This is a genomic window from Listeria marthii (genome assembly GCF_014227425.1).
Lineage (GTDB): Bacteria > Bacillota > Bacilli > Lactobacillales > Listeriaceae > Listeria > Listeria marthii.
The window spans coordinates 449516-469989 of sequence record NZ_JAASWB010000004.1; the positions used below are offsets into that span (position 1 = coordinate 449516).

The 20474-nt window shown below is 39.7% G+C and carries 33 protein-coding genes; 31 read left to right on the forward strand and 2 right to left on the reverse strand.

Annotation, left to right across the window (positions count from 1 at the left end; all coding sequences use genetic code 11):
* The first annotated feature begins 1 nt into the window (after position 1).
* From rpsC to HCJ55_RS10030, 23 genes are all read left to right on the forward strand, one after another.
* On the forward strand, positions 2-658 hold the full coding sequence (rpsC, locus tag HCJ55_RS09920; protein WP_003720944.1) for a 30S ribosomal protein S3: 657 nt from the start codon (positions 2-4) through the stop codon (positions 656-658).
* 2 nt (positions 659-660) lie between these two features.
* A complete protein-coding gene (gene rplP, locus HCJ55_RS09925; RefSeq protein ID WP_003720943.1) occupies positions 661-1095 on the forward strand; it encodes a 50S ribosomal protein L16 in 435 nt (144 codons plus the stop codon).
* Positions 1085-1276, forward strand: a complete 192-nt coding sequence (rpmC, locus tag HCJ55_RS09930) for a 50S ribosomal protein L29 (RefSeq protein ID WP_003720942.1) — start codon at positions 1085-1087, stop codon at positions 1274-1276. The genes rplP and rpmC overlap by 11 nt, the downstream gene beginning before the upstream one ends.
* Positions 1277-1303: 27 nt before the next feature.
* On the forward strand, positions 1304-1567 hold the full coding sequence (gene rpsQ / locus HCJ55_RS09935; RefSeq protein WP_008948849.1) for a 30S ribosomal protein S17: 264 nt from the start codon (positions 1304-1306) through the stop codon (positions 1565-1567).
* 79 nt (positions 1568-1646) lie between these two features.
* Positions 1647-2015 carry a 50S ribosomal protein L14 gene (rplN, locus tag HCJ55_RS09940; RefSeq protein ID WP_003723686.1) on the forward strand — a complete coding sequence of 123 codons (369 nt, stop codon included), beginning with the start codon at positions 1647-1649 and terminating at the stop codon, positions 2013-2015.
* Positions 2016-2052: 37 nt separating this feature from the next.
* Positions 2053-2364, forward strand: a complete 312-nt coding sequence (gene rplX, locus HCJ55_RS09945; RefSeq protein ID WP_003723685.1) for a 50S ribosomal protein L24 — start codon at positions 2053-2055, stop codon at positions 2362-2364.
* 26 nt (positions 2365-2390) lie between these two features.
* Positions 2391-2930: a 50S ribosomal protein L5 gene (rplE, locus tag HCJ55_RS09950; protein WP_003720938.1), complete on the forward strand. Its 540-nt coding sequence runs from the start codon at positions 2391-2393 to the stop codon at positions 2928-2930.
* Positions 2931-2960: 30 nt separating this feature from the next.
* Positions 2961-3146 carry a type Z 30S ribosomal protein S14 gene (locus HCJ55_RS09955; protein ID WP_003723684.1) on the forward strand — a complete coding sequence of 62 codons (186 nt, stop codon included), beginning with the start codon at positions 2961-2963 and terminating at the stop codon, positions 3144-3146.
* 30 nt (positions 3147-3176) lie between these two features.
* Positions 3177-3575 carry a 30S ribosomal protein S8 gene (gene rpsH / locus HCJ55_RS09960; RefSeq protein WP_003720937.1) on the forward strand — a complete coding sequence of 133 codons (399 nt, stop codon included), beginning with the start codon at positions 3177-3179 and terminating at the stop codon, positions 3573-3575.
* A gap of 30 nt (positions 3576-3605) precedes the next feature.
* Complete coding sequence (gene rplF, locus HCJ55_RS09965) at positions 3606-4142, forward strand: 50S ribosomal protein L6 (protein ID WP_008948847.1); 537 nt, start codon at positions 3606-3608, stop codon at positions 4140-4142.
* 39 nt (positions 4143-4181) lie between these two features.
* Positions 4182-4541, forward strand: coding sequence for a 50S ribosomal protein L18 (rplR, locus tag HCJ55_RS09970; protein WP_003764129.1), 360 nt, complete (start codon positions 4182-4184; stop codon positions 4539-4541).
* 21 nt (positions 4542-4562) lie between these two features.
* Positions 4563-5066, forward strand: coding sequence for a 30S ribosomal protein S5 (rpsE, locus tag HCJ55_RS09975; RefSeq protein ID WP_003723681.1), 504 nt, complete (start codon positions 4563-4565; stop codon positions 5064-5066).
* 16 nt (positions 5067-5082) lie between these two features.
* Positions 5083-5262 (forward strand): 50S ribosomal protein L30, encoded by a 180-nt coding sequence (rpmD, locus tag HCJ55_RS09980; RefSeq protein ID WP_003720933.1) that lies wholly within the window; start codon positions 5083-5085, stop codon positions 5260-5262.
* Between the two features lie 55 nt (positions 5263-5317).
* Positions 5318-5758, forward strand: a complete 441-nt coding sequence (gene rplO, locus HCJ55_RS09985; RefSeq protein WP_003723680.1) for a 50S ribosomal protein L15 — start codon at positions 5318-5320, stop codon at positions 5756-5758.
* Positions 5758-7053, forward strand: coding sequence for a preprotein translocase subunit SecY (gene secY / locus HCJ55_RS09990; protein WP_185502934.1), 1296 nt, complete (start codon positions 5758-5760; stop codon positions 7051-7053). The genes rplO and secY overlap by 1 nt, the downstream gene beginning before the upstream one ends.
* Positions 7054-7112: 59 nt before the next feature.
* Positions 7113-7760: an adenylate kinase gene (locus HCJ55_RS09995; protein ID WP_008948845.1), complete on the forward strand. Its 648-nt coding sequence runs from the start codon at positions 7113-7115 to the stop codon at positions 7758-7760.
* A gap of 387 nt (positions 7761-8147) precedes the next feature.
* Positions 8148-8366 (forward strand): translation initiation factor IF-1, encoded by a 219-nt coding sequence (gene infA, locus HCJ55_RS10000; RefSeq protein ID WP_003720929.1) that lies wholly within the window; start codon positions 8148-8150, stop codon positions 8364-8366.
* Positions 8367-8469: 103 nt separating this feature from the next.
* The gene (rpmJ, locus tag HCJ55_RS10005; RefSeq protein ID WP_003720928.1) at positions 8470-8583 is read left to right on the forward strand and encodes a 50S ribosomal protein L36; all 114 of its coding nucleotides are present in this window, start codon (positions 8470-8472) and stop codon (positions 8581-8583) included.
* A gap of 18 nt (positions 8584-8601) precedes the next feature.
* Positions 8602-8967 (forward strand): 30S ribosomal protein S13, encoded by a 366-nt coding sequence (gene rpsM / locus HCJ55_RS10010; RefSeq protein ID WP_003723677.1) that lies wholly within the window; start codon positions 8602-8604, stop codon positions 8965-8967.
* 22 nt (positions 8968-8989) lie between these two features.
* Positions 8990-9379: a 30S ribosomal protein S11 gene (rpsK, locus tag HCJ55_RS10015; RefSeq protein ID WP_003720926.1), complete on the forward strand. Its 390-nt coding sequence runs from the start codon at positions 8990-8992 to the stop codon at positions 9377-9379.
* Positions 9380-9488: 109 nt separating this feature from the next.
* Positions 9489-10433, forward strand: coding sequence for a DNA-directed RNA polymerase subunit alpha (locus tag HCJ55_RS10020; protein ID WP_003723676.1), 945 nt, complete (start codon positions 9489-9491; stop codon positions 10431-10433).
* 16 nt (positions 10434-10449) lie between these two features.
* Positions 10450-10857 carry a 50S ribosomal protein L17 gene (gene rplQ / locus HCJ55_RS10025; protein WP_003723675.1) on the forward strand — a complete coding sequence of 136 codons (408 nt, stop codon included), beginning with the start codon at positions 10450-10452 and terminating at the stop codon, positions 10855-10857.
* Between the two features lie 207 nt (positions 10858-11064).
* Positions 11065-12159, forward strand: coding sequence for a DNA glycosylase AlkZ-like family protein (locus HCJ55_RS10030; RefSeq protein ID WP_185517985.1), 1095 nt, complete (start codon positions 11065-11067; stop codon positions 12157-12159).
* Between the two features lie 30 nt (positions 12160-12189).
* Here the strand turns inward: HCJ55_RS10030 and HCJ55_RS10035 are convergent, their stop codons facing one another.
* Complete coding sequence (locus tag HCJ55_RS10035) at positions 12190-13080, reverse strand: acetamidase/formamidase family protein (protein WP_185502936.1); 891 nt, start codon at positions 13078-13080, stop codon at positions 12190-12192.
* A gap of 118 nt (positions 13081-13198) precedes the next feature.
* Positions 13199-13861 carry an MgtC/SapB family protein gene (locus tag HCJ55_RS10040; protein WP_008948840.1) on the reverse strand — a complete coding sequence of 221 codons (663 nt, stop codon included), beginning with the start codon at positions 13859-13861 and terminating at the stop codon, positions 13199-13201.
* 130 nt (positions 13862-13991) lie between these two features.
* Here HCJ55_RS10040 and HCJ55_RS10045 point away from each other — a divergent pair, with 130 nt between their 5' ends.
* From HCJ55_RS10045 to HCJ55_RS10080, 8 genes are all read left to right on the forward strand, one after another.
* Positions 13992-14831 carry an energy-coupling factor ABC transporter ATP-binding protein gene (locus tag HCJ55_RS10045; RefSeq protein ID WP_008948839.1) on the forward strand — a complete coding sequence of 280 codons (840 nt, stop codon included), beginning with the start codon at positions 13992-13994 and terminating at the stop codon, positions 14829-14831.
* Positions 14807-15673, forward strand: a complete 867-nt coding sequence (locus HCJ55_RS10050; RefSeq protein ID WP_120139775.1) for an energy-coupling factor ABC transporter ATP-binding protein — start codon at positions 14807-14809, stop codon at positions 15671-15673. Before HCJ55_RS10045 ends, HCJ55_RS10050 begins: the two co-directional genes overlap by 25 nt.
* A 2-nt stretch (positions 15674-15675) precedes the next feature.
* Complete coding sequence (locus HCJ55_RS10055) at positions 15676-16473, forward strand: energy-coupling factor transporter transmembrane component T family protein (RefSeq protein ID WP_008948837.1); 798 nt, start codon at positions 15676-15678, stop codon at positions 16471-16473.
* Between the two features lie 5 nt (positions 16474-16478).
* Complete coding sequence (truA, locus tag HCJ55_RS10060; protein ID WP_185517987.1) at positions 16479-17225, forward strand: tRNA pseudouridine(38-40) synthase TruA; 747 nt, start codon at positions 16479-16481, stop codon at positions 17223-17225.
* 194 nt (positions 17226-17419) lie between these two features.
* Positions 17420-17857, forward strand: a complete 438-nt coding sequence (gene rplM / locus HCJ55_RS10065) for a 50S ribosomal protein L13 (protein ID WP_008948835.1) — start codon at positions 17420-17422, stop codon at positions 17855-17857.
* A gap of 21 nt (positions 17858-17878) precedes the next feature.
* Positions 17879-18271 carry a 30S ribosomal protein S9 gene (rpsI, locus tag HCJ55_RS10070; RefSeq protein ID WP_003749666.1) on the forward strand — a complete coding sequence of 131 codons (393 nt, stop codon included), beginning with the start codon at positions 17879-17881 and terminating at the stop codon, positions 18269-18271.
* Between the two features lie 291 nt (positions 18272-18562).
* On the forward strand, positions 18563-19948 hold the full coding sequence (locus HCJ55_RS10075) for a T7SS effector LXG polymorphic toxin (RefSeq protein ID WP_185517989.1): 1386 nt from the start codon (positions 18563-18565) through the stop codon (positions 19946-19948).
* A gap of 9 nt (positions 19949-19957) precedes the next feature.
* Positions 19958-20446, forward strand: a complete 489-nt coding sequence (locus HCJ55_RS10080; RefSeq protein WP_185517991.1) for a hypothetical protein — start codon at positions 19958-19960, stop codon at positions 20444-20446.
* The last annotated feature ends 28 nt before the right edge of the window (positions 20447-20474 follow it).

The window sequence follows — 20474 nt, forward strand, 5'->3', positions numbered from 1 at the left end:
CGTGGGTCAAAAAGTACATCCAATAGGTATGCGTATCGGTGTCATCCGTGATTGGGACTCCAAATGGTACGCGGAAAAAGATTATGCGGACTTCTTACATGAAGATTTACGCATCCGTGATTACGTTGCAAAACGTCTATCTGACGCTTCTGTTTCTCGTGTAGAAATCGAACGTGCAGCTAACCGTGTGAATATCACTATTCATACTGCAAAACCTGGTATGGTTATCGGTAAAGGTGGTTCTGAAGTTGAAGCATTACGCAAAAACTTAAACGAACTTACTCAAAAACGTGTTCATATCAACATCGTAGAAATCAAACGTGCTGACCTAGACGCAAAATTGGTTGCTGAAAATATCGCTCGTCAATTGGAAGGTCGTGTATCTTTCCGTCGTGCGCAAAAACAAGCTATCCAACGTACTATGCGTGCTGGAGCAAAAGGTATCAAAACTCAAGTATCTGGTCGTCTTGGCGGAGCGGATATCGCTCGTGCTGAACACTATAGCGAAGGAACAGTACCTCTTCATACATTGCGTGCCGACATCGACTACGCATGGGAAGAAGCTGACACAACTTATGGTAAACTAGGCGTTAAAGTCTGGATCTACCGCGGTGAAGTCCTTCCTACGAAGAAAAACAATGTGGAAGGAGGAAAATAATAATGTTAGTTCCTAAACGTGTAAAATACCGTCGTGAATTCCGCGGAAACATGCGTGGACGCGCGAAAGGCGGAACTGAAGTTGCATTTGGTGAATATGGTCTTCAAGCAGTTGAAGCTTCTTGGATTACAAACCGTCAAATCGAAGCAGCTCGTATCGCAATGACTCGTTACATGAAACGTGGCGGTAAAGTTTGGATTAAAATTTTCCCTCATAAATCTTACACTTCTAAACCAATCGGGGTTCGGATGGGTAAAGGTAAAGGTGCTCCGGAAGGTTGGGTAAGCCCAGTCAAACGTGGCAAAATTATGTTTGAAATCGCAGGTGTTCCTGAAGATGTAGCGCGTGAAGCATTACGTCTAGCAGCACATAAACTGCCGGTCAAAACTAAGATCGTTAAACGTGAAGAAATTGGTGGTGAAGCAAATGAAAGCTAATGATATCCGTGATTTATCCACTACCGAAATCCAAGATCAAGAAAAAGCTTTGAAAGAAGAGCTCTTCAACCTGCGCTTTCAATTAGCTACTGGTCAATTAGAAAACACCGCACGTATTCGTGAGGTTCGTAAAGCAATTGCCCGTATGAAAACAATCGTTCGAGAAAGAGAACTTGCTTAAAAAAGAATCGTAAGGAGGTTTTAATACATGGCTGACCGTAACCAACGTAAAGTTTATACTGGTCGTGTTGTATCCGATAAAATGGATAAAACAATTACCGTGGTTGTTGAAACGTACAAGAAACATGGTTTGTACGGTAAACGCGTGAAGTATTCTAAAAAATTCAAAGCGCATGATGAAAATAACATTGCAAAAGCTGGCGATGTAGTTCGTATTTCCGAAACTCGTCCATTGTCTGCAACTAAACATTTCCGTTTATTAGAAGTTGTAGAAGAAGCAGTAATTATCTAAATCAAAAGTTAAAAATAGATTGTGAAAAGTTGCCGAGTGCAATTTTTCCGACCCGTTATTCTGGAAGGAGGGTGTCCTAATGATTCAACAAGAAAGTCGTATGAAAGTGGCTGATAACTCTGGTGCTCGTGAAGTTTTAACTATTAAAGTACTAGGTGGATCAGGACGCAAAACTGCTAACATTGGCGATGTTGTCGTGTGTACCGTTAAACAAGCAACACCAGGCGGCGTTGTCAAAAAAGGTGAAGTTGTTAAAGCAGTAATCGTTCGTACTAAGAGTGGAGCACGTCGTCAAGACGGTTCTTACATCAAGTTTGATGAAAATGCATGTGTCATTATCCGTGACGATAAAAGTCCTCGTGGAACACGTATTTTTGGACCTGTTGCTCGCGAACTTCGTGAAAACAACTTTATGAAGATCGTTTCTTTAGCTCCAGAAGTTCTTTAAAAAATAAGTTCCAAGAAATCAAGGAGGTGCTATACCAATGCATGTCAAAAAAGGTGATAAAGTAAAAGTTATTACTGGTAAAGATAAAGGCAAATCCGGCAAAGTGCTCGCAGCATTTCCGAAAAAGGATCGCGTACTTATCGAAGGAATCAATATGGTTAAAAAACATACAAAACCTTCCAACGTCAACCCGCAAGGCGGAATCTTGAATGTTGAAGCACCAATCCACGTTTCAAACGTAATGCTACTTGACCCTAAAACAGGCGAACCTACTCGTGTAGGATACGAAGTTAAAGGCGACAAGAAAGTACGCGTAGCAAAAAAATCCGGTGAAGTAATAGATAAATAATAGTCGTAGGAAGGAGGGAATATTACATGAATCGCCTTAAAGATCAATATCTTAAGGAAATTGTTCCTGCTTTAATGAGCAAATTCAATTATGACTCCGTAATGGAGGTTCCAAAAATAGATAAAATCGTAATCAACACTGGTGTTGGTGACGCTACAGCAAATGCGAAAGTTTTAGACAGTGCAGTTGAGGAGTTAGCTCTTATCACTGGTCAAAAACCTGTAATCACAAAAGCAAAAAATTCTATCGCTGGTTTCCGTCTTCGTGAAGGAATGCCAATCGGTGCTAAAGTAACTTTGCGTGGTGAACGCATGTATGATTTCTTAGATAAATTAGTTACTGTTTCACTTCCACGTGTTCGTGATTTCCGTGGCGTATCGAAAAAAGCTTTCGATGGCCGTGGTAACTATACGTTGGGTGTTAGAGAGCAACTTATTTTCCCTGAAATTGATTACGATCAAGTATCAAAAGTACGCGGTATGGACGTAGTAATCGTTACAACTGCCAAAAGTGATGAAGAATCTCATGAGTTACTAACTCAACTTGGGATGCCATTTCAAAAGTAATCAAAACTAATTTAGTAGGGAGGCGAAAACGTGGCTAAGAAATCCATGATCGCGAAGCAAAAACGTACACCTAAATACGCTGTTCAAGCATATACTCGTTGTGAACGTTGTGGTCGTCCACATTCCGTTATTCGCAAATTTAAATTATGCCGTATTTGTTTCCGTGAACTTGCCTATAAAGGTCAAATTCCCGGCGTGAAAAAAGCAAGCTGGTAAGAAAGAGTTTAAGGAAGGAGGGTATTATACATGGTGATGACAGATCCAATTGCAGATTTTCTAACTCGCATTCGTAATGCAAACATGGTTAAACATGATAAATTAGAACTGCCTGCATCCAAAATCAAAAAAGAAATTGCTGAAATATTGAAGCGTGAAGGTTTTATCCGTGACGTTGAATATATTGAAGATGACAATGCTGGAACAATCCGTGTTTTCTTAAAATATGGAGCGACTGGCGAACGTGTAATCACTGGTTTGAAACGTATCAGTAAACCAGGTTTACGTGTATATGCAAAATCAACTGAGGTGCCTAAAGTACTTAACGGTCTAGGTATCGCAATCGTGTCTACTTCCCAAGGTGTTTTAACCGACAAAGAAGCCCGTGCTAAACAAGTCGGCGGAGAAGTACTAGCATACGTTTGGTAAGAAAAAGTAAACCATAAGGAGGTGCAATAAATGTCCCGTATAGGTAAAAAAACTATTGTGATTCCTGCAGGTGTAACAGTTACACTTAATGGATCAACAGCAACAGTTAAAGGTCCTAAAGGTGAACTTGTAAAAGAGTTCAACCCAGAAATTACTATTAAAATCGAAGGCAACGAAATTAACGTTTCTCGCCCGTCTGATAATAAAAACCACCGTGCACTTCATGGTACAACTCGTGCTATTCTTAATAACATGGTTGTCGGAGTTTCCGAGGGTTATGAAAAGAAATTAGAACTTATCGGTGTTGGTTACCGTGCGCAAAAACAAGGCGACAAGCTTGTTCTTAACGTAGGGTACTCTCATCCAGTAGAGTTTGTTGCTCCTAAAGGCGTAGATATTGAAGTTCCTGCAAACACACAAGTGATTGTTAAAGGATACAACAAAGAACACGTTGGCGAGTTAGCTGCAAACATTCGTGCCGTACGTCCACCAGAGCCGTATAAAGGTAAAGGTATTCGTTACGAAGGCGAACATGTACGCCGTAAAGAAGGTAAAACTGGTAAATAATGCCGCTTAATTAGGCAAATGAGAGAAGAGGTGAGTCGTGTGATTACCAAAATCGACAAAAATAAAGTACGTAAAAAAAGACATGCTCGTGTTCGTTCTAAGATTTCTGGAACTGAAAGTCGTCCACGTTTAAACGTATTCCGTTCAAACAAAAACATTTATGCTCAAGTTATTGATGATGTAAATGGTGTGACACTTGCAAGTGCGTCTAATTTAGATAAAGATTTCGGTTCTGCTGAATCCAAAGTTGATGCAGCAAGCAAAGTTGGCGAACTAGTTGCTAAACGTGCTTCCGAAAAAGGTATTACTTCTGTCACTTTTGACCGTGGAGGATACTTATATCATGGCCGCGTAAAAGCTCTTGCTGAAGCAGCTCGCGAAAATGGACTAGAATTTTAATAAGAAGGAGGGACATATTACATGCCTGAGCAAATTGATGGAAACAAATTAGATTTAGAAGAACGCGTTGTTACAATCAACCGTGTTGCTAAAGTAGTTAAAGGTGGACGTCGTTTCCGTTTCACAGCACTTGTTGTTGTTGGAGACAAAAATGGTCATGTTGGTTTCGGTACTGGTAAAGCACAAGAAGTTCCAGACGCTATCCGTAAAGCTGTTGAGGATGCTAAAAAGAACATGGTGCTTGTACCAACTGTAGACACAACTATTCCACACACTGTAGTCGGACATTTTGGTGGCGGAGAAATTCTTCTTAAACCTGCTAGTGCCGGTTCTGGTGTAACTGCTGGTGGTCCCGTTCGTGCGGTCCTAGAACTTGCCGGTGTTGCTGATGTATCTTCCAAATCGCTTGGATCTAATACACCAATTAACATGGTTCGTGCTACAATCGACGGAATTAAACAACTGAAAAACGCTGAAGATGTTGCGAAACTTCGTGGCAAAACAGTAGAAGAATTGTTAGGATAAGGAGGGAATTATCATTATGGCGAAGTTAGAAATTACTCTAAAACGTAGCTTAATCGGACGCCCTCAACCACAACGCAAAACTGTTCAAGCATTAGGTCTTGGTAAAACAAATTCTGTAGTGGTTAAAGAAGATAATCCTGCAATTCGTGGGATGATCACTAAAGTAAGTCATTTAGTGGACGTCAAAGAAGTTTAAGCTTAAAAAATTATGCAATTTGATAGAATTTGTTAAATAGGAGGAGGTGCTTGACATGAAACTACATGAACTTAAGCCTTCAGAAGGTTCTCGTAAAGAACGTAATCGTGTTGGTCGTGGAACAGGCTCTGGTAACGGCAAAACTTCAGGACGCGGTCATAAAGGACAAAAAGCTCGTTCTGGTGGTGGCGTACGTTTAGGTTTTGAAGGTGGACAACTTCCACTTTTCCGTCGTATTCCAAAACGTGGATTCACAAACATCAACCGTAAAGAATTTGCTATCGTGAACTTAGATGTTTTAAACCGCTTTGAAGATGGTACAGAAGTAACGCCAGAACTTTTAGTTGAAACTGGAATTATTCGTAACGAAAAATCCGGAATCAAGATTTTATCTAATGGAAATATCGAGAAAAAACTTACTGTGAAAGCGAACAAATTCTCTGCAGCTGCGAAAGAAGCAATTGAAGCAGCTGGCGGAAAAACTGAGGTGATCTAATGTTTCAAACGTTAGTTAACTTCTTCAAAGTAGCAGACATCCGTAAAAAAATACTATTTACATTAGCAATGCTAGTTATTTTCCGTATTGGTACATTCGTGCCAGTACCGGGAGTTAACGCAGCAGCACTACAATCTAGTATGGATGGCGGTATTTTGGGGTTCTTAAATACATTTAATGGTGGGGCTTTAAAAAACTTCTCAATTTTTGCCATGGGTGTAATGCCTTACATTACATCTTCCATTATTGTTCAGTTACTTCAAATGGACGTTGTTCCTAAATTGACTGAGTGGTCTAAGCAAGGGGAAATGGGTCGTAAAAAACTCAATCAACTTACTAGATACATGACAATCGGACTTGGTTTGGTTGAAGCTTTCGGTATGGCATACGGGTTTAACCGCATGTCAGCAGCTGGCTTAGTCATTGAACCTTCCATAGGTAGATATGCAATTATCGCTGTTGTATTAACTACTGGTACAATGTTCTTAATGTGGTTAGGGGAGCAAATCACTGTTAAAGGTGTTGGTAATGGTGTTTCCATCATTATCTTTGCAGGTATTGTTGCTCGTATTCCTGATGGAGTGCGTCAATTATATGTTTCGCAAATTGAAAACGCCGGTGATCAACTTTTCCTACATGTTTTGACATTGGTTGGTGTGGCGGTTGCGATTTTAGCTATTGTTGTAGCTGTAATCTTCTTCCAACAAGCACTACGTAAAATTCCAATTCAATACTCTAAACGTGTAGCAGGAGCAAAACAATCGGGCGCGCAAGCAACGCACTTGCCGTTAAAACTTAACTCTGCCGGAGTTATCCCAGTTATCTTTGCAAGTGCATTTATTATTACACCGCAAACCATTCTTACTTTCTTTGATCAAAGTAACGATGTGGTAAAAGTATTGAAAGATGTGTTTGATTACACAAAACCAATTGGTATGATTTTATATGTTGCACTAATTGTTGCTTTCACTTATTTCTATGCTTTCATTCAAGTGAACCCTGAGAAAGTTGCAGACAACTTGAAAAAGCAAGGTGGGTATATTCCTAGTAAACGTCCTGGTCGGGAAACACAAGCTTATCTTACATCGGTACTTTACCGACTAACATTTGTTGGTGCAATTTTCCTTTCAGCGGTTGCTATACTTCCAACTATCGGTACTACTGTGTTTAGTTTACCGCAGTCGTTAGCCGTTGGTGGTACAAGCCTACTAATTGTTATCGGGGTAGCATTAGATACTACGAAACAACTCGAAGGACAACTTGTAAAAAGGAACTATCGGGGATTTATCAAATAACACGCAGTTCTTGTTAGGAATTCCTAGCAGGAGCTAGCGCGTAATAAGGGGCGAAACAGTTGAAATTAGTATTAATGGGACTGCCCGGCGCCGGAAAAGGCACACAAGCGGAACAGATTGTTGAGAAATACAACATTCCTCATATTTCCACTGGAGATATGTTCCGAGCAGCTATGAAAAATAACACAGAGTTAGGACGCAAGGCTAAATCCTTTATGGATAATGGCGATCTTGTTCCTGACGAAGTAACAAATGGTATCGTTCGTGAACGTTTAGCCGAAGATGATGCTAAGGATGGCTTCTTGCTTGATGGTTTTCCGCGTACTGTGGAACAAGCAGAAGAGCTTGAAAATATTCTACGTGATTTAGGAACAGAACTTGATGCTGTCATTAACATTGACGTTGAAAAAGATGTTTTAATGAAACGTCTTACTGGTCGCTGGATTTGCCGGACTTGCGGTAAAACTTACCATGAAATTTACAACCCACCGAAAGTTGCTGGGAAATGTGATTTAGATGGTGGAGAACTTTACCAACGTGAGGATGACAAGAAAGAAACCGTTGAAAATCGACTAAATGTAAATATGAAACAGACCAAGCCGCTTCTTGATTTTTACTCCGCAAAGGGTAAACTTCATAGCATAAACGGCGAGCAAGATATTAATGACGTTTTTGTAGATGTGGAAAAAATTCTTGCTTCTTTTTGAGGGGTAAGCTGTGCTGAAATCACTGCCGAAATCAATGCGTGCAAATTAAGTTAGTTTGTAGTATAATGGATAATTGGCAGTGGAATTAAAGGCATCTAAGCAAATCATGATGAACGAGAGAACCGTTTGAAGATCATCCGAATGACGTATATGTTCTACCTTGATCTGTTCCGCCGCAATGCTTTTGCGAGTTACAGTTCTTCTGGTTTTTACGGATTTCACTTTTACAGGTTGTCTGAAAAGCTGGCGAAATGTGTTGCCTTTTAATGAAGTGCATCCATTTTTGCATGTTTTACGTTTTTTTCATGTAAGAGAAATAGTTACACTGAAAGGATTAGGCCTGCATCAGGAACAAATCCAAGAATACAAGAAGGAGGTAGCAAACATATGGCAAAGGAAGATGTTATTGAAGTAGAAGGCGTAGTACAAGAAACTCTACCAAACGCGATGTTCAATGTTGAACTCGAAAATGGTCATAAAGTACTGGCAACTGTTTCTGGTAAAATCCGCATGCATTACATTCGTATTTTACCCGGAGATAAAGTGACAGTAGAGCTTTCTCCATACGACCTGACACGCGGAAGAATTACTTATCGTTTCAAATAATTTGCACTCCGAAATTGAATTTATATACCGGTCTGGTTTATCCAGCTTAGAAATTATCGGTTTATAGAGACATTTTCTCTAATAAACAAGGAGGTATATCTATATGAAAGTAAGACCATCAGTGAAACCTATGTGCGAAAAATGTAAAGTTATTCGTCGTAAAGGTAAAGTAATGGTAATTTGTGAAAATCCAAAACATAAACAAAAACAAGGATAAGAGGAGGTGCTTAAGTAAATGGCACGTATTGCAGGTGTGGACGTTCCACGTGAAAAACGTATTGTTATTTCCCTGACTTACATTTATGGTATCGGTAAACAAACAGCTAAAGAAGTTCTTGCTGAAGCTGGCGTTTCTGAAGATACTCGTACTCGTGATTTAACTGAAGAAGAGCTAGGTAAAATCCGTGAAATCTTAGACCGTATTAAAGTTGAAGGTGACCTTCGTCGTGAAGTAAACTTAAACATTAAACGTCTAATCGAAATCGGTTCTTACCGTGGCATGCGTCACCGTCGTGGACTTCCAGTTCGCGGACAAAATACAAAAAATAATGCCCGTACTCGTAAAGGCCCGTCCAAAACAGTAGCAGGCAAAAAGAAATAATAGTAAAGGAGGTAGTTAGTGAATGGCTCGTAAAACAAATACTCGTAAACGCCGTGTGAAAAAGAATATCGAATCTGGTATTGCACACATTCGTTCTACATTTAATAATACGATCGTAATGATTACTGACACACATGGTAATGCTTTAGCTTGGTCAAGTGCAGGTTCTCTAGGATTTAAAGGTTCTCGTAAATCTACTCCTTTCGCAGCGCAAATGGCAGCTGAAAGTGCAGCTAAATCAGCACAAGAACATGGTTTGAAAACATTAGAAGTAACTGTTAAAGGTCCTGGTTCAGGTCGTGAAGCGGCTATCCGTGCACTACAAGCAGCTGGTCTTGAAGTAACAGCTATTAAAGATGTAACTCCAGTTCCACATAACGGATGTCGTCCTCCAAAACGTCGTCGCGTATAAGTGGTCGTTTTCTTTTGCCAATAGTAGATTTTTACTGTCTTAACTATCAAGGCAGAGAGTTTGACATAAAGACTGATATTCTAGACGTTTTGAAGGAGGGTAAATTTGAATGATCGAAATTGAAAAGCCAAAAATCGAGACGATTGAGATCAGCGATGATGCCAAGTATGGAAAGTTTGTTGTAGAGCCACTTGAGCGTGGATATGGTACAACTTTGGGTAACTCCTTACGTCGTATTCTATTATCTTCTCTTCCAGGTGCAGCAGTAACCTCTATCCAAATTGATGGAGCTTTACATGAGTTTTCTGTAATTGAAGGTGTAGTAGAAGATGTAACAACCATGATTTTAAATATCAAAAAACTTGCACTAAAAATCTATTCTGATGAAGAAAAAACATTAGAAATCGATATGCAAGGTCCTGGTGTAGTAACTGCAGCTGACATTAATTATGACAGCGACGTTGAGATTTTAAATCCCGACTTACACATTGCTACATTAAGTGATAATGCTAAATTTCATGTGCGTTTAAATGCGACTCGTGGTCGTGGTTATACACCTGCTGATCAAAATAAACGCGAAAATATGCCAATTGGTGTACTTCCAGTCGATTCAATCTTTTCACCGGTTATCCGTGTGAACTATCAAGTGGAAAATACACGTGTTGGACAATCAACTAATTATGATAAGCTTACGTTTGATGTGTTGACTGACGGAAGTATCAGCCCAGAAGAAGCAGTTTCACTTGGAGCTAAAATTCTTTCTGAGCACTTGAGTATCTTCGTTAACTTAACAGATGAAGCACAAAAAGCTGAAATTATGATTGAAAAAGAAGAAAGCCATAAAGAGAAAGTGCTTGAAATGACTATTGAAGAATTAGACTTGTCTGTTCGTTCATATAATTGTTTAAAACGCGCTGGAATCAATACAGTACAGGAACTTGCTGACAAATCCGAAGACGATATGATGAAAGTCCGTAACTTGGGCCGTAAATCGCTTGAGGAAGTTAAAGTAAAACTGGCTGACCTTGGCTTATCTCTAAGAAACGAAAACTGATAAAGGAGGCAATTCCATGGGTTACAGAAAATTAGGTCGTACAAGCTCACAACGTAAAGCGTTACTACGTGATCTTGCAACGGATTTAATCGTATTTGAACGTATTGAAACAACAGAAGCTCGCGCTAAAGAGATTCGTAAAGTTGTTGAAAAACTAATCACTTCTGGGAAAAAAGGAGACTTGCACGCTCGTCGTCAAGCAGCTGCTTTCATCCGTCATGAAGTTGTAGAAGTAGTACAAGTAGATGCTAAAGGTAAAGATGGTTCTACTGTGAAGAAAAACCGTCCTGTATACGCTCTACAAAAACTATTTGATGATGTTGCTCCACGTTACGCGGAACGTCAAGGTGGTTACACTCGTATCTTGAAAAAAGGTCCACGTCGCGGTGACGGCGCACCAATGGTTATTATTGAATTAGTTTAATAATAAAACGTTTAAAGCAAGTGGAGTGTCATGATATGGGGACTTCGTGTTTCCTTGTCTAGCTCTGTGTTTCCTAGTCTATTTAATCGTAGACTAGGAGGCAGGCTTTTTTTGTTTGACCTGTTATCTTCGGATAGCAGGTCTTTTTCTTGCCTTTATACGGGAAACCATCTATAGTAAACCCCAAAGATAAGAGGAGGCCGAAGAATGCGCTCGTTAACTAACTCGCAAATTGCTCAAAATCGATTACATAATTCCGGACTACTACAAACTAAATTCCCGACCGCAGAGGAAGCAACTCGTGCGTTATTTGGCATCCAGTCCCAATACCAACAATTTGGGGAGATTAGTTTATTTAATCGTGTAGACAATTTAACGAAAGAAAATTTGCAAATGACTTACGATAAAAATGAGCTAATCAAAATCTGGGGACAAAGAATGACTGTCCATATGTATACGCCAGATGATTGGTTTTATGTCCATGATGTCTACGCTAGTAAAAACAATTGGCTAAGGAAGCATACAGAGTCGTTAGGACACGATTTGGACGATCTTTTGGCGAAGATGGAAGAATTACTCTTACGTGAGGATAAAGTTCCTAAAGAGGCTTTTGCGGCGTTATTTGGCGATCAAGCAAAAGAGTTAATGACTTGGGGTGGCGTCTTTATTCAAGGTTCGCTGGAGGGCAAGTTATTTTGTGTACCCGAGGCTCCTAAAACGAGATTTTATAGTCATCGGACACGCATTGATTCGCAGTCATTTGAGGATTGGCTGAATATTGAGCGAAATAAAACAGGTCTGGAAACAATGATTGATCGTTATTTTAGCGCCTACGGTCCAGCGACGATACAAGATTTCAAACATTGGAGCGGTTTGCGTAATAGTGACTACATGTCAATTCTCGAAAAACGACTTGAAAACTATTTTTGCTATATTGGTGAAGATGGAAAGACATATTACAGCAAAATAGAAACACACGAAGAGCTGGAAATGGATACACCTTTACTGCTAGGGAAATTTGATCCGCTTTTTGTTAGTTATGCGAAAAAGAACTGGCTGGCAAGCGAAAAGGAAACGAGCTTGATTTGGCGTATTGCTGGACAGATTGAAGCTGTTCTAATAATAAATGGGCAATTTATCGGAACGTGGCGATATAAAGTAACTGGCAACAAAATTGTCTTTCTTTTTTATCTGAGTAAAAAGCTAACTAAAAAAAGCCAAAAAACAGTTGAAATAAAAGCTATAAAACTAGCGGAATTTCTCCATAAAGACTATCAAGGAAGTATTTTTGAACAAATATAAAAGAAACCCCAAAATAATGGGGTTTCTTTTTTATAAAAACGGCATTTCTGGAAAGTAATCTAAAGGTAACTTGATGCTTGTGGTGATATTTGGCTTGCATAATTTGCAGACTTGGAAATCGGCTTGAAGAGAAATTAAGAACATGGCATCTTCGGTTGTCATTAAGTCTGATTCTGTAAGTAGAGTTATCATATTATGCATCGTTTTTTGCGTAGCTTTTTCAATTGTAAGATCTGAAGCTAAGCAAATTAAATGGTGATTATGAATAATTGTCGGTGTTGGCGCAGTGCGGTTTTTAAGGATTTGTAATCGTAAAGTGACTTCTGCTGGCGCCTCGGCACTAGTTGCTGTCGTTTTTCCAAAGCCAGTTGTCGCGCGAACGTTGCCAACATGAAGTGAAGCGCCGAATTTATCGACGGGCAAAAAGATTGTTGCGCCCTCGGTTATTTCAGAAGAATCAAGTATGCCACCATTTTTAGTAGGCGATTTAGTTGTACTTAGTGCTTCTGTTTTTAATAAACCGATTGTTTTCTTTATTGGAATTTGAATCTCATCTGAATAAACAATGTGGTTATTTTCCACTGGGTAGCGTCGTGTACAATTACTTGTTAATAAATCGTCCGTTATACCAATATTTGGCCCATTTAGCAAAAAGACCTCTGTCCCTAGGAGTTCAATTTTTTCAATCGTTATAGCTAATAAATCCCCTGGCCGAGCTTCTTCAATATAGATTGGTCCGGTAGTTGGTGAAAATTGCTTCCAATCTAGTTCCCCGTAGTGAAGTTGCTCGTTGTGAATTTGGCCGTTGAAGTAGTCTTTTGTTTTTATTTTTACTACAGAGCCATCTTTCACTGTAATCACAGGTTCCGTTGATTTCTCCATCTCGAAAATCGAACGTTCTGAGGTTACAAAGTTTTTCATTTCATCCCTTCTCTCTATGCAGTTTGTGCTGACGGGTGAATTATAGCAAAAGGAGAAGCTGGAAGTAAATGGATATTCTGTGAACAAAAATGGGTGAAAATCAGTGAAAAAGCTCTGTTTACTCCATTTTTTCCACAGTTACATTAGGAAGTGTTTGGATAAAGTGAAATAGTTCATATTCATCATTCTTATTCTTTGTTTTTACAACAATATTTACGCGGATAAAAAGACTTTCGCCGATGAGTTCTTTCTCGCTAGAATACGAAACGATTTGTTGTTTGTTTTGCTGAATCTGATCCGTGACTTTCACGAGGTTTTCTTGTTTGTCGGTGGAATAGATTATCGCGGTTGTATGGAAGGCGAAGGATTTGAAGATGATACTGAGAAATTCTAAGCCAATCAGCGTCAATAAAGTTGCGGCGATACCAACCCAATACATGCCAGCGCCAATCGCAAGTCCGATACCCGCCGTAGCCCAAAGTCCCGCAGCTGTCGTTAGGCCGCGTACAAATTTCTTTTGAATAATAATCGTACCAGCGCCAATAAAGCCGATACCACTTACCACTTGGGCTGCGACACGACTTGGATCAAACGATACATTTTGCATGGTGGCAATTTCGGAAAAACCGTACTGAGAGACAATCATAATTAGCGCACTACCAAGAGAAACGAGAAAATGTGTCCTGAATCCAGCTTCTTTCGCCCTAATTTCTCGATCGAGTCCAATAACCGCTCCAAGGAGACCCGCAACAACAAGTCGTAAAATAAAATCTGCTAACATAGTTATCACATCCTTAACGTTAATATATTCCCTTTCGCATTAAAGCAAAACAATCAAAAAGGAAATTTTGCGCCGGATGGATGTTTATACTATAATAAACAATGAATGGTCAAAAAGTGAGGTGTTAAGCGTGGCAGAAAGTTTTGTAAGATTAGAGCACGTTTTTTATAAATATGAGGATACGGAAAAATACGCAGTGAAAGATGTATCGATTTCTGCTCAAAAAGGGGAATGGGTCGCGCTAGTTGGTCACAATGGTTCAGGAAAATCAACTATTGCAAAATTGCTAAACGGCTTACTTTTTCCGGAAGATGGCTTAATTAAAATCGGGCATTTTGTTTTGTCTGAAAAAAATATATGGGAAATTAGACGACAAGTTGGGATGGTTTTTCAAAATCCAGATAACCAATTTGTTGGAGCTACTGTGCAAGATGACGTTGCATTCGGGCTTGAAAATCACGGTGTTCCGCATGATACGATGGTGGAACGAGTGGAGTCGGCTTTGAATGAAGTTGGTATGCAAAGCTACGCGCTACATGAACCGGCGAGACTTTCTGGTGGACAAAAGCAACGTGTCGCAATTGCTGGCGTTTTGGCGCTGCAGCCGGATGTGATTATTTTGGATGAGGCGACTTCGATGCTTGATCCAAGAGGACGCGCTGAAGTAATGGAAACTATTCGAATTATGCGCGAACAGGAAGATATTACGGTGATTTCGATTACGCATGATTTGGATGAAGTCCTTTTTGCGGATCGGGTAATTGTGATGAATAAAGGTGAGATTCATAGTGAAGGTACGCCGAAAGAAATTTTCCAGCAAGCAGATGCAATGCGAGAAATTGGCCTAGGGGTTCCATTTATTATTGAATTACAAGAAAAATTAGTTGCAGGCGGCTTTGAAACTGGAAGCACCGTGCTATCGGAAGGAGCATTACTAGATCAATTATGGAAATTAAACTCGAACAACTAGGTTATTGTTATCAGAAAAATAGCCCTTTTGAAAAGCGAGCATTACTTGATGTAAATGTTTCTTTTGATTCTGGTAGCTATTCTGCAATTATTGGCCATACTGGCTCTGGGAAATCGACTTTGCTGCAACATCTGAACGCTCTTTTAATGCCGACAGAAGGTAAAATAACGGTTGGCGATCGCGAAATCGTTGCTGGAGTGAAGCAAAAGAAACTGCGCGATTTACGTAAAAAAGTCGGGATTGTTTTCCAATTTCCAGAAGCACAACTTTTTGAAGAAACGGTCGAGAAGGATATTTGCTTTGGGCCGATGAATTTTGGCGTTTCCGAGGAAGATGCGAAACTTCGGGCTAGAAAAGTGATTTATGAAGTAGGGCTAACAGAAGAAATTTTGTCGCGTTCGCCGTTTGAACTTTCTGGTGGGCAAATGCGCCGAGTAGCGATTGCTGGAGTTTTGGCGATGGATCCGGAAGTGCTTGTTCTAGATGAGCCGACAGCGGGGCTAGACCCTCATGGCCGCGAGGAAATCATGGAAATGTTCTATAACCTTCATAAAGAAAAAGGGCTTACGACGGTCCTTGTAACGCATAGTATGGAAGATGCGGCGCGCTACGCTGAAAAAATTGTCTTAATGAAAGCTGGGACAGTTCTGCAAATTGGCACGCCGCGTGAAATTTTCGCGAAGCCAGGTGAACTGGTTGATCTTGGTTTATCTGTGCCGGATGTGGTGCGGTTCCAAGGACTTTTTGAGCGCAAGTTTGATGTGAAATTAACAAAGACATGTTTAACTATTGACGAATTAACAACTGAAATGGCGCCTTACTTAGCGAAGGGCGGGGCATAATTATGATGGATAAAATGATTCTCGGACGTTATATTCCGGGAAACTCTTGGCTACATCGAATTGACCCGCGCGCAAAAATCACCGCTGTTATGGCGTTTATCGCGATTGTCTTTTTGGCGAACAATTGGCTAACGTACGCGCTGATGTTTGCTTATGTTTTGTATTTAGTTCTAACTTCGAAAGTGCCATTTTTATTTTTTATTAAAGGGTTACAGCCGATTTTCTGGCTTATTTTAATTACGCTATTACTGCAAGTCTTTTTTACAAAAGGCGGGACGGTTTTAGTTGATTTAGGACTTTTACAAATAACAACGCTCGGGCTGGCAAATGGGGCGATGATGTTCTGTCGTTTCGTTCTTATTATTTTTATGACGACGCTTTTAACATTAACGACAAGCCCGATTGAACTAACAGACGGACTGGAGAAAATTTTAGCGCCGTTTCGATTAGTGCATTTACCAGTACATGAACTTGCTTTAATGCTTAGTATTTCGCTCCGATTTATCCCAACATTGATGGATGAAACGGAGAAAATTTTAAAAGCACAAAAAGCTCGTGGGGTTGAATTTACGAGTGGGAAATGGAGTGACCGGATTAAAGCGATTATTCCGCTACTCGTGCCACTTTTTATTAGTGCGTTTAAGCGTGCGGAAGATTTGGCGATTGCGATGGAAGCTCGTGGTTATCGCGGTGGTAAAGGAAGAACGAGATTTCGTTTACTGCGTTGGCGATTTGCCGATACGTTGCTACTGATTTCGTTGGTAGTGTTAAGTGGATTATTATTTTGGTTGCGGAGTTGAAATGAATGACAAGATATAAAGCGATAATTTCTTATGATGGCAGCGGGTTTTACGGTTATCAAGTGCAGCCGAATACGCGGACGGTCCAAGCGGAAATTGAAAAAGCGCTGAAAAAAATGCACAAAGGCAAAAGCGTTCGGATTACAGCTTCAGGCAGAACCGATACCGGCGTTCACGCAAAAGGTCAAGTAATTCATTTTGATTCTGAGCTGGATATTACAGCAGAAAAATTCCAGAAAGCGTTGCAAGTCATGACGCCGTTTGATATTAGTTTTTTAAGGGTGGAAGAAGTAGCAGACGATTTCCACGCTAGATTTGGCACTGTTGGAAAAGAATATCGTTATGTTGTAAAACGGACGAAGGTTTTTGATCCTTTTAGTCGGAACTTTGCGCTTCATTATCCCTATGAGCTTAATCTTGTAAAAATGAAATTAGCGAGTGAACGTTTAATTGGCGAGCATGATTTCACTAGTTTCTGTTCAGCGAGGACGGAGCGGGATTCCAAAGTACGGACGCTTTATAGCATTGATTTTTATGAGGAAGATGACGAGACGTTAGTGATTGCTTTTCAAGGAAATGGTTTCTTGTACAATATGGTGCGAATTTTGACGGGAACTTTGCTTGATGCGGGTCAAGGTCGGATTTCTCCGGAAGAGATTTCGAAGGCTTTATTAGCACGTGATCGTCAAAAATTAATTAGTAAAACTGCGCCACCACAAGGATTGTATTTATGGCGAGTTGACTACGAATAAAATTTGGATGTTTTTTTAGATAACGCATTGACTTTTCGCGCTAAAAACTGTATTATGGACTATGGTATTGTTTGCCCCACAATGAGCCCCGGAAGGTTGTTGTGTTTAAACAATAAAAATATAGAATAGCATTTCGGGAATTAGGAACAGTTTTCGGGAGCTAATTTGTTTCAATTTATTTAGGAGGGTAATTCATGCGTACAACTTATATGGCGAAACCCGGCGAAGTAGAACGTAAATGGTACGTTATCGACGCTACTGGTGTTTCTTTAGGACGTTTATCCAGTGAAGTTGCTTCAATTCTTCGCGGAAAAAACAAACCACAATTTACTCCACATATCGACACTGGAGACTTTGTAATCATCATCAATGCTGGTAAGATTGGTCTTACTGGTAAAAAAGCTACTGACAAAATTTACTACCGTCACTCTCAATATCCAGGCGGTTTGAAATCTCGTACTGCAGGCGAAATGCGTACGAACAATCCTGAGAGATTATTAGAACTATCTATCAAAGGTATGCTTCCAAAAAATTCTCTTGGACGTCAATTATTCAAAAAATTACACGTATACGGTGGATCTGAGCACGAACATGCAGCTCAACAACCAGAAGTATACGAATTACGCGGTTAATTAATAAAGGAGGAATACTAAGTGGCTCAAGTACAATATTACGGAACTGGTCGTCGTAAAAGCTCTGTAGCTCGCGTACGTTTAGTACCCGGCGACGGCAAAATCGTTATTAACAATAGAGACTGGGAAGATTACATCCCATTTGCAGCTCTTCGTGAAGTTATCAAACAACCTTTAGTAGCTACAGAAACTTTAGGTAACTATGATGTACTAGTAAACGTTCGCGGTGGTGGTTACACTGGTCAAGCCGGTGCTATCCGTCATGGTGTAGCTCGTGCACTATTACAAGTGGCTCCTGAGTACCGCCCAGCACTTAAATCCGCTGGTCTACTTACTCGTGATTCACGTATGAAAGAACGTAAAAAACCAGGACTTAAAGGCGCGCGTCGTGCACCTCAGTTCTCAAAACGTTAATATGTCGTTTCAAAGCATTTCCCTTTTCGGAGGGGGATGCTTTTTTTGTTTTGGCATAGTTAGACAAAATTACATAGAGGAAGAGCAATGTAGGTGGCTATTTTTGCAGTGAGATTAAATTGATGAAGAGAGTGCAAGTGAATTAAGAGTTGTATAAGTTATTTGGTATTATTGGAGTCATGCTGTTTGCGAATGTTATAATAAAAGTGGATTATAAACATCAAAAGAGAGGATGCAAACACATGGAACGGGAAAAACAATACATGTCACGATACAAGGGGCAGATGCTCGTTGAGTCGAATTGACATCGCAGAATTAAACGAATTTCTACATAACTTGAAAAGTAGTAACGATGAAGCGAGAAGTATGCTTGGAAAAGTGCAAGAAGTTACGAATGCATATGCGACTGATACCAGTTTGAAAGGGAAAGCAATTGAAACATCTCAAGCCTATTTCGATCAAACTTATTCTGTTATTTGCAAAAGTCTTATCGAAGCGCTGGATGAAAGTGAAGAAAGGTTAGAGCGTTACATCCAGGAGTTTGGAGAACAAGTAGACTCTTCATATAACGCCCGAATCGATGCAGAAATGTTGCAAGAAGCAATATTTCGACTAGCTGAAATTAAACGGAAACAAGAAGACCTGTTGCAAAGAATGTCTGCTTCTACAGGAACATTACATGAAGGTGAACAACAAAGGCTTCGCACCCAATTCACGGATGCCTTGGAACAAGAAAAGATATTAGAACGTTACATTGCTTTTGAACAGAGTCATGGCCGTTTTTTTGACTCATTTAGCGAGCTTGTTTATTGCGCGGGGAAGGCGGTTCGAGAACTAGCCGCTAACGTTACATTTAATAGTCAAACAGGTACATATGATATAGGTAAATTAGATACCAATAAGTTTCACGCACTGCAGAAGTTTTTGCCTAAAAAGAAAAAGTATAATTTTAATGAATATATAATCAGGTGGAATGGCGCTACTCACATTTTACTTAAAGGTGGCGTAGTAGATGCAGAGGCAACAGCCGCTTACAATGATACTGTAGCAAAAGGAGAACTACCCAAAGTCTCCAATCAAGCAACCGAAAGCGCAGAAGAAATTAACGCGGTTGTTAATGCACTCAAAAAAGGACAAGACCCCATCACTGGACAGGAAATAAGCAAAGCGCAGAGTTTTGGAATCACGATAGGTTTAGTTTATATGTATGTTGGAGGCAAATACAAAGAAAGAAAGATTAAGCTGCCGAAAAGTGCGTTAGAAAATTTGGAGAAGCAGCAGGCGTTTAAAGATAAGGAAGTTGGTGGAGCTGATATTCCAAATCCTAATGTTGGGATTGTGCAATCAAGAGTAAATTTAGCAGAAAACCCGACTGGATTTAGCCCGTCAAAAAATGTGGGGATGAAGCACGTCAGAAATAGACATTATAATCCTTCGAAAAATGCAGGGCAGTTTACAATTCCTGAGTCAGATTTAAAAAATATTCTGCAATCAAAACAAGTTGTAAACACACCTGTAAAGCAGATAGAATCAGGAGGCTTTGAAAGAGTAATAGATATAGGCAAAAATATGGGGACTGTTAAGCCTAGCTTAGGCGGTCAAACAACAACATGGATAAAGGTTATCACGGATAAAGCAGGCAATATAATTACAACTTATCCTGTACCTAAACCTTAGGAGGAGAATATGAAAGAAGATATTTTAGCAGTTTACAAAAAATTTGAAATCAATAATTTGAACATGTTCTTTGATGATCTTATTGAATATGTGAACAAGTATTATACTGTGTTTTCAAAATATATATCTTTAGATTACCTAGATGCAATAACGAGACTTGATTCTACAAGTTTAATTCTAGGACATTCTGATGACAATTTTGAAATAGCTATCCCTTTTTATACAAATAAGGTTATAGAAGGTTTAAACGAAGAAGAACTTTCTAATCAAGTCTCATCATTGATATGGGATTTAAGTGCATATATGACGGAGGAGTTATGTCCTAGCTGTAATGATAGTAATTTACGATTAACAAAAATGGTCAGTAGAGAGGATACGCTGGTTAAATTTTGTGATGAATGTTTGTATACGGGAATTAGAAATGAACGTGTGGAAATTGAAGAAGATCTTGTTCCAGCACCAAAGAAGAAGGTAGAGGAGTATTTAAGGGGAAAATAATGTGGCCCCCTGATTGGTTGCTAAATAG

Excerpts from the sequence above, each read along its gene's own strand:
- rplP (WP_003720943.1), top strand. The coding sequence starts at position 661 with ATGTTAGTTCCTAAACGTGTAAAATACCGTCGTGAATTCCGCGGAAAC.
- rpmC (WP_003720942.1), top strand. The coding sequence starts at position 1,085 with ATGAAAGCTAATGATATCCGTGATTTATCCACTACCGAAATCCAAGAT.
- rpsQ (WP_008948849.1), top strand. The coding sequence starts at position 1,304 with ATGGCTGACCGTAACCAACGTAAAGTTTATACTGGTCGTGTTGTATCC.
- rplN (WP_003723686.1), top strand. The coding sequence starts at position 1,647 with ATGATTCAACAAGAAAGTCGTATGAAAGTGGCTGATAACTCTGGTGCT.
- rplX (WP_003723685.1), top strand. The coding sequence starts at position 2,053 with ATGCATGTCAAAAAAGGTGATAAAGTAAAAGTTATTACTGGTAAAGAT.
- rplE (WP_003720938.1), top strand. The coding sequence starts at position 2,391 with ATGAATCGCCTTAAAGATCAATATCTTAAGGAAATTGTTCCTGCTTTA.
- rpsH (WP_003720937.1), top strand. The coding sequence starts at position 3,177 with ATGGTGATGACAGATCCAATTGCAGATTTTCTAACTCGCATTCGTAAT.
- rplF (WP_008948847.1), top strand. The coding sequence starts at position 3,606 with ATGTCCCGTATAGGTAAAAAAACTATTGTGATTCCTGCAGGTGTAACA.
- rpsE (WP_003723681.1), top strand. The coding sequence starts at position 4,563 with ATGCCTGAGCAAATTGATGGAAACAAATTAGATTTAGAAGAACGCGTT.
- rpmD (WP_003720933.1), top strand. The coding sequence starts at position 5,083 with ATGGCGAAGTTAGAAATTACTCTAAAACGTAGCTTAATCGGACGCCCT.
- rplO (WP_003723680.1), top strand. The coding sequence starts at position 5,318 with ATGAAACTACATGAACTTAAGCCTTCAGAAGGTTCTCGTAAAGAACGT.
- secY (WP_185502934.1), top strand. The coding sequence starts at position 5,758 with ATGTTTCAAACGTTAGTTAACTTCTTCAAAGTAGCAGACATCCGTAAA.
- infA (WP_003720929.1), top strand. The coding sequence starts at position 8,148 with ATGGCAAAGGAAGATGTTATTGAAGTAGAAGGCGTAGTACAAGAAACT.
- rpmJ (WP_003720928.1), top strand. The coding sequence starts at position 8,470 with ATGAAAGTAAGACCATCAGTGAAACCTATGTGCGAAAAATGTAAAGTT.
- rpsM (WP_003723677.1), top strand. The coding sequence starts at position 8,602 with ATGGCACGTATTGCAGGTGTGGACGTTCCACGTGAAAAACGTATTGTT.
- rpsK (WP_003720926.1), top strand. The coding sequence starts at position 8,990 with ATGGCTCGTAAAACAAATACTCGTAAACGCCGTGTGAAAAAGAATATC.
- HCJ55_RS10020 (WP_003723676.1), top strand. The coding sequence starts at position 9,489 with ATGATCGAAATTGAAAAGCCAAAAATCGAGACGATTGAGATCAGCGAT.
- rplQ (WP_003723675.1), top strand. The coding sequence starts at position 10,450 with ATGGGTTACAGAAAATTAGGTCGTACAAGCTCACAACGTAAAGCGTTA.
- HCJ55_RS10030 (WP_185517985.1), top strand. The coding sequence starts at position 11,065 with ATGCGCTCGTTAACTAACTCGCAAATTGCTCAAAATCGATTACATAAT.
- HCJ55_RS10035 (WP_185502936.1), bottom strand. The coding sequence starts at position 13,080 with ATGAAAAACTTTGTAACCTCAGAACGTTCGATTTTCGAGATGGAGAAA.
- HCJ55_RS10040 (WP_008948840.1), bottom strand. The coding sequence starts at position 13,861 with ATGTTAGCAGATTTTATTTTACGACTTGTTGTTGCGGGTCTCCTTGGA.
- HCJ55_RS10050 (WP_120139775.1), top strand. The coding sequence starts at position 14,807 with ATGGAAATTAAACTCGAACAACTAGGTTATTGTTATCAGAAAAATAGC.
- HCJ55_RS10055 (WP_008948837.1), top strand. The coding sequence starts at position 15,676 with ATGATGGATAAAATGATTCTCGGACGTTATATTCCGGGAAACTCTTGG.
- truA (WP_185517987.1), top strand. The coding sequence starts at position 16,479 with ATGACAAGATATAAAGCGATAATTTCTTATGATGGCAGCGGGTTTTAC.
- rplM (WP_008948835.1), top strand. The coding sequence starts at position 17,420 with ATGCGTACAACTTATATGGCGAAACCCGGCGAAGTAGAACGTAAATGG.
- HCJ55_RS10080 (WP_185517991.1), top strand. The coding sequence starts at position 19,958 with ATGAAAGAAGATATTTTAGCAGTTTACAAAAAATTTGAAATCAATAAT.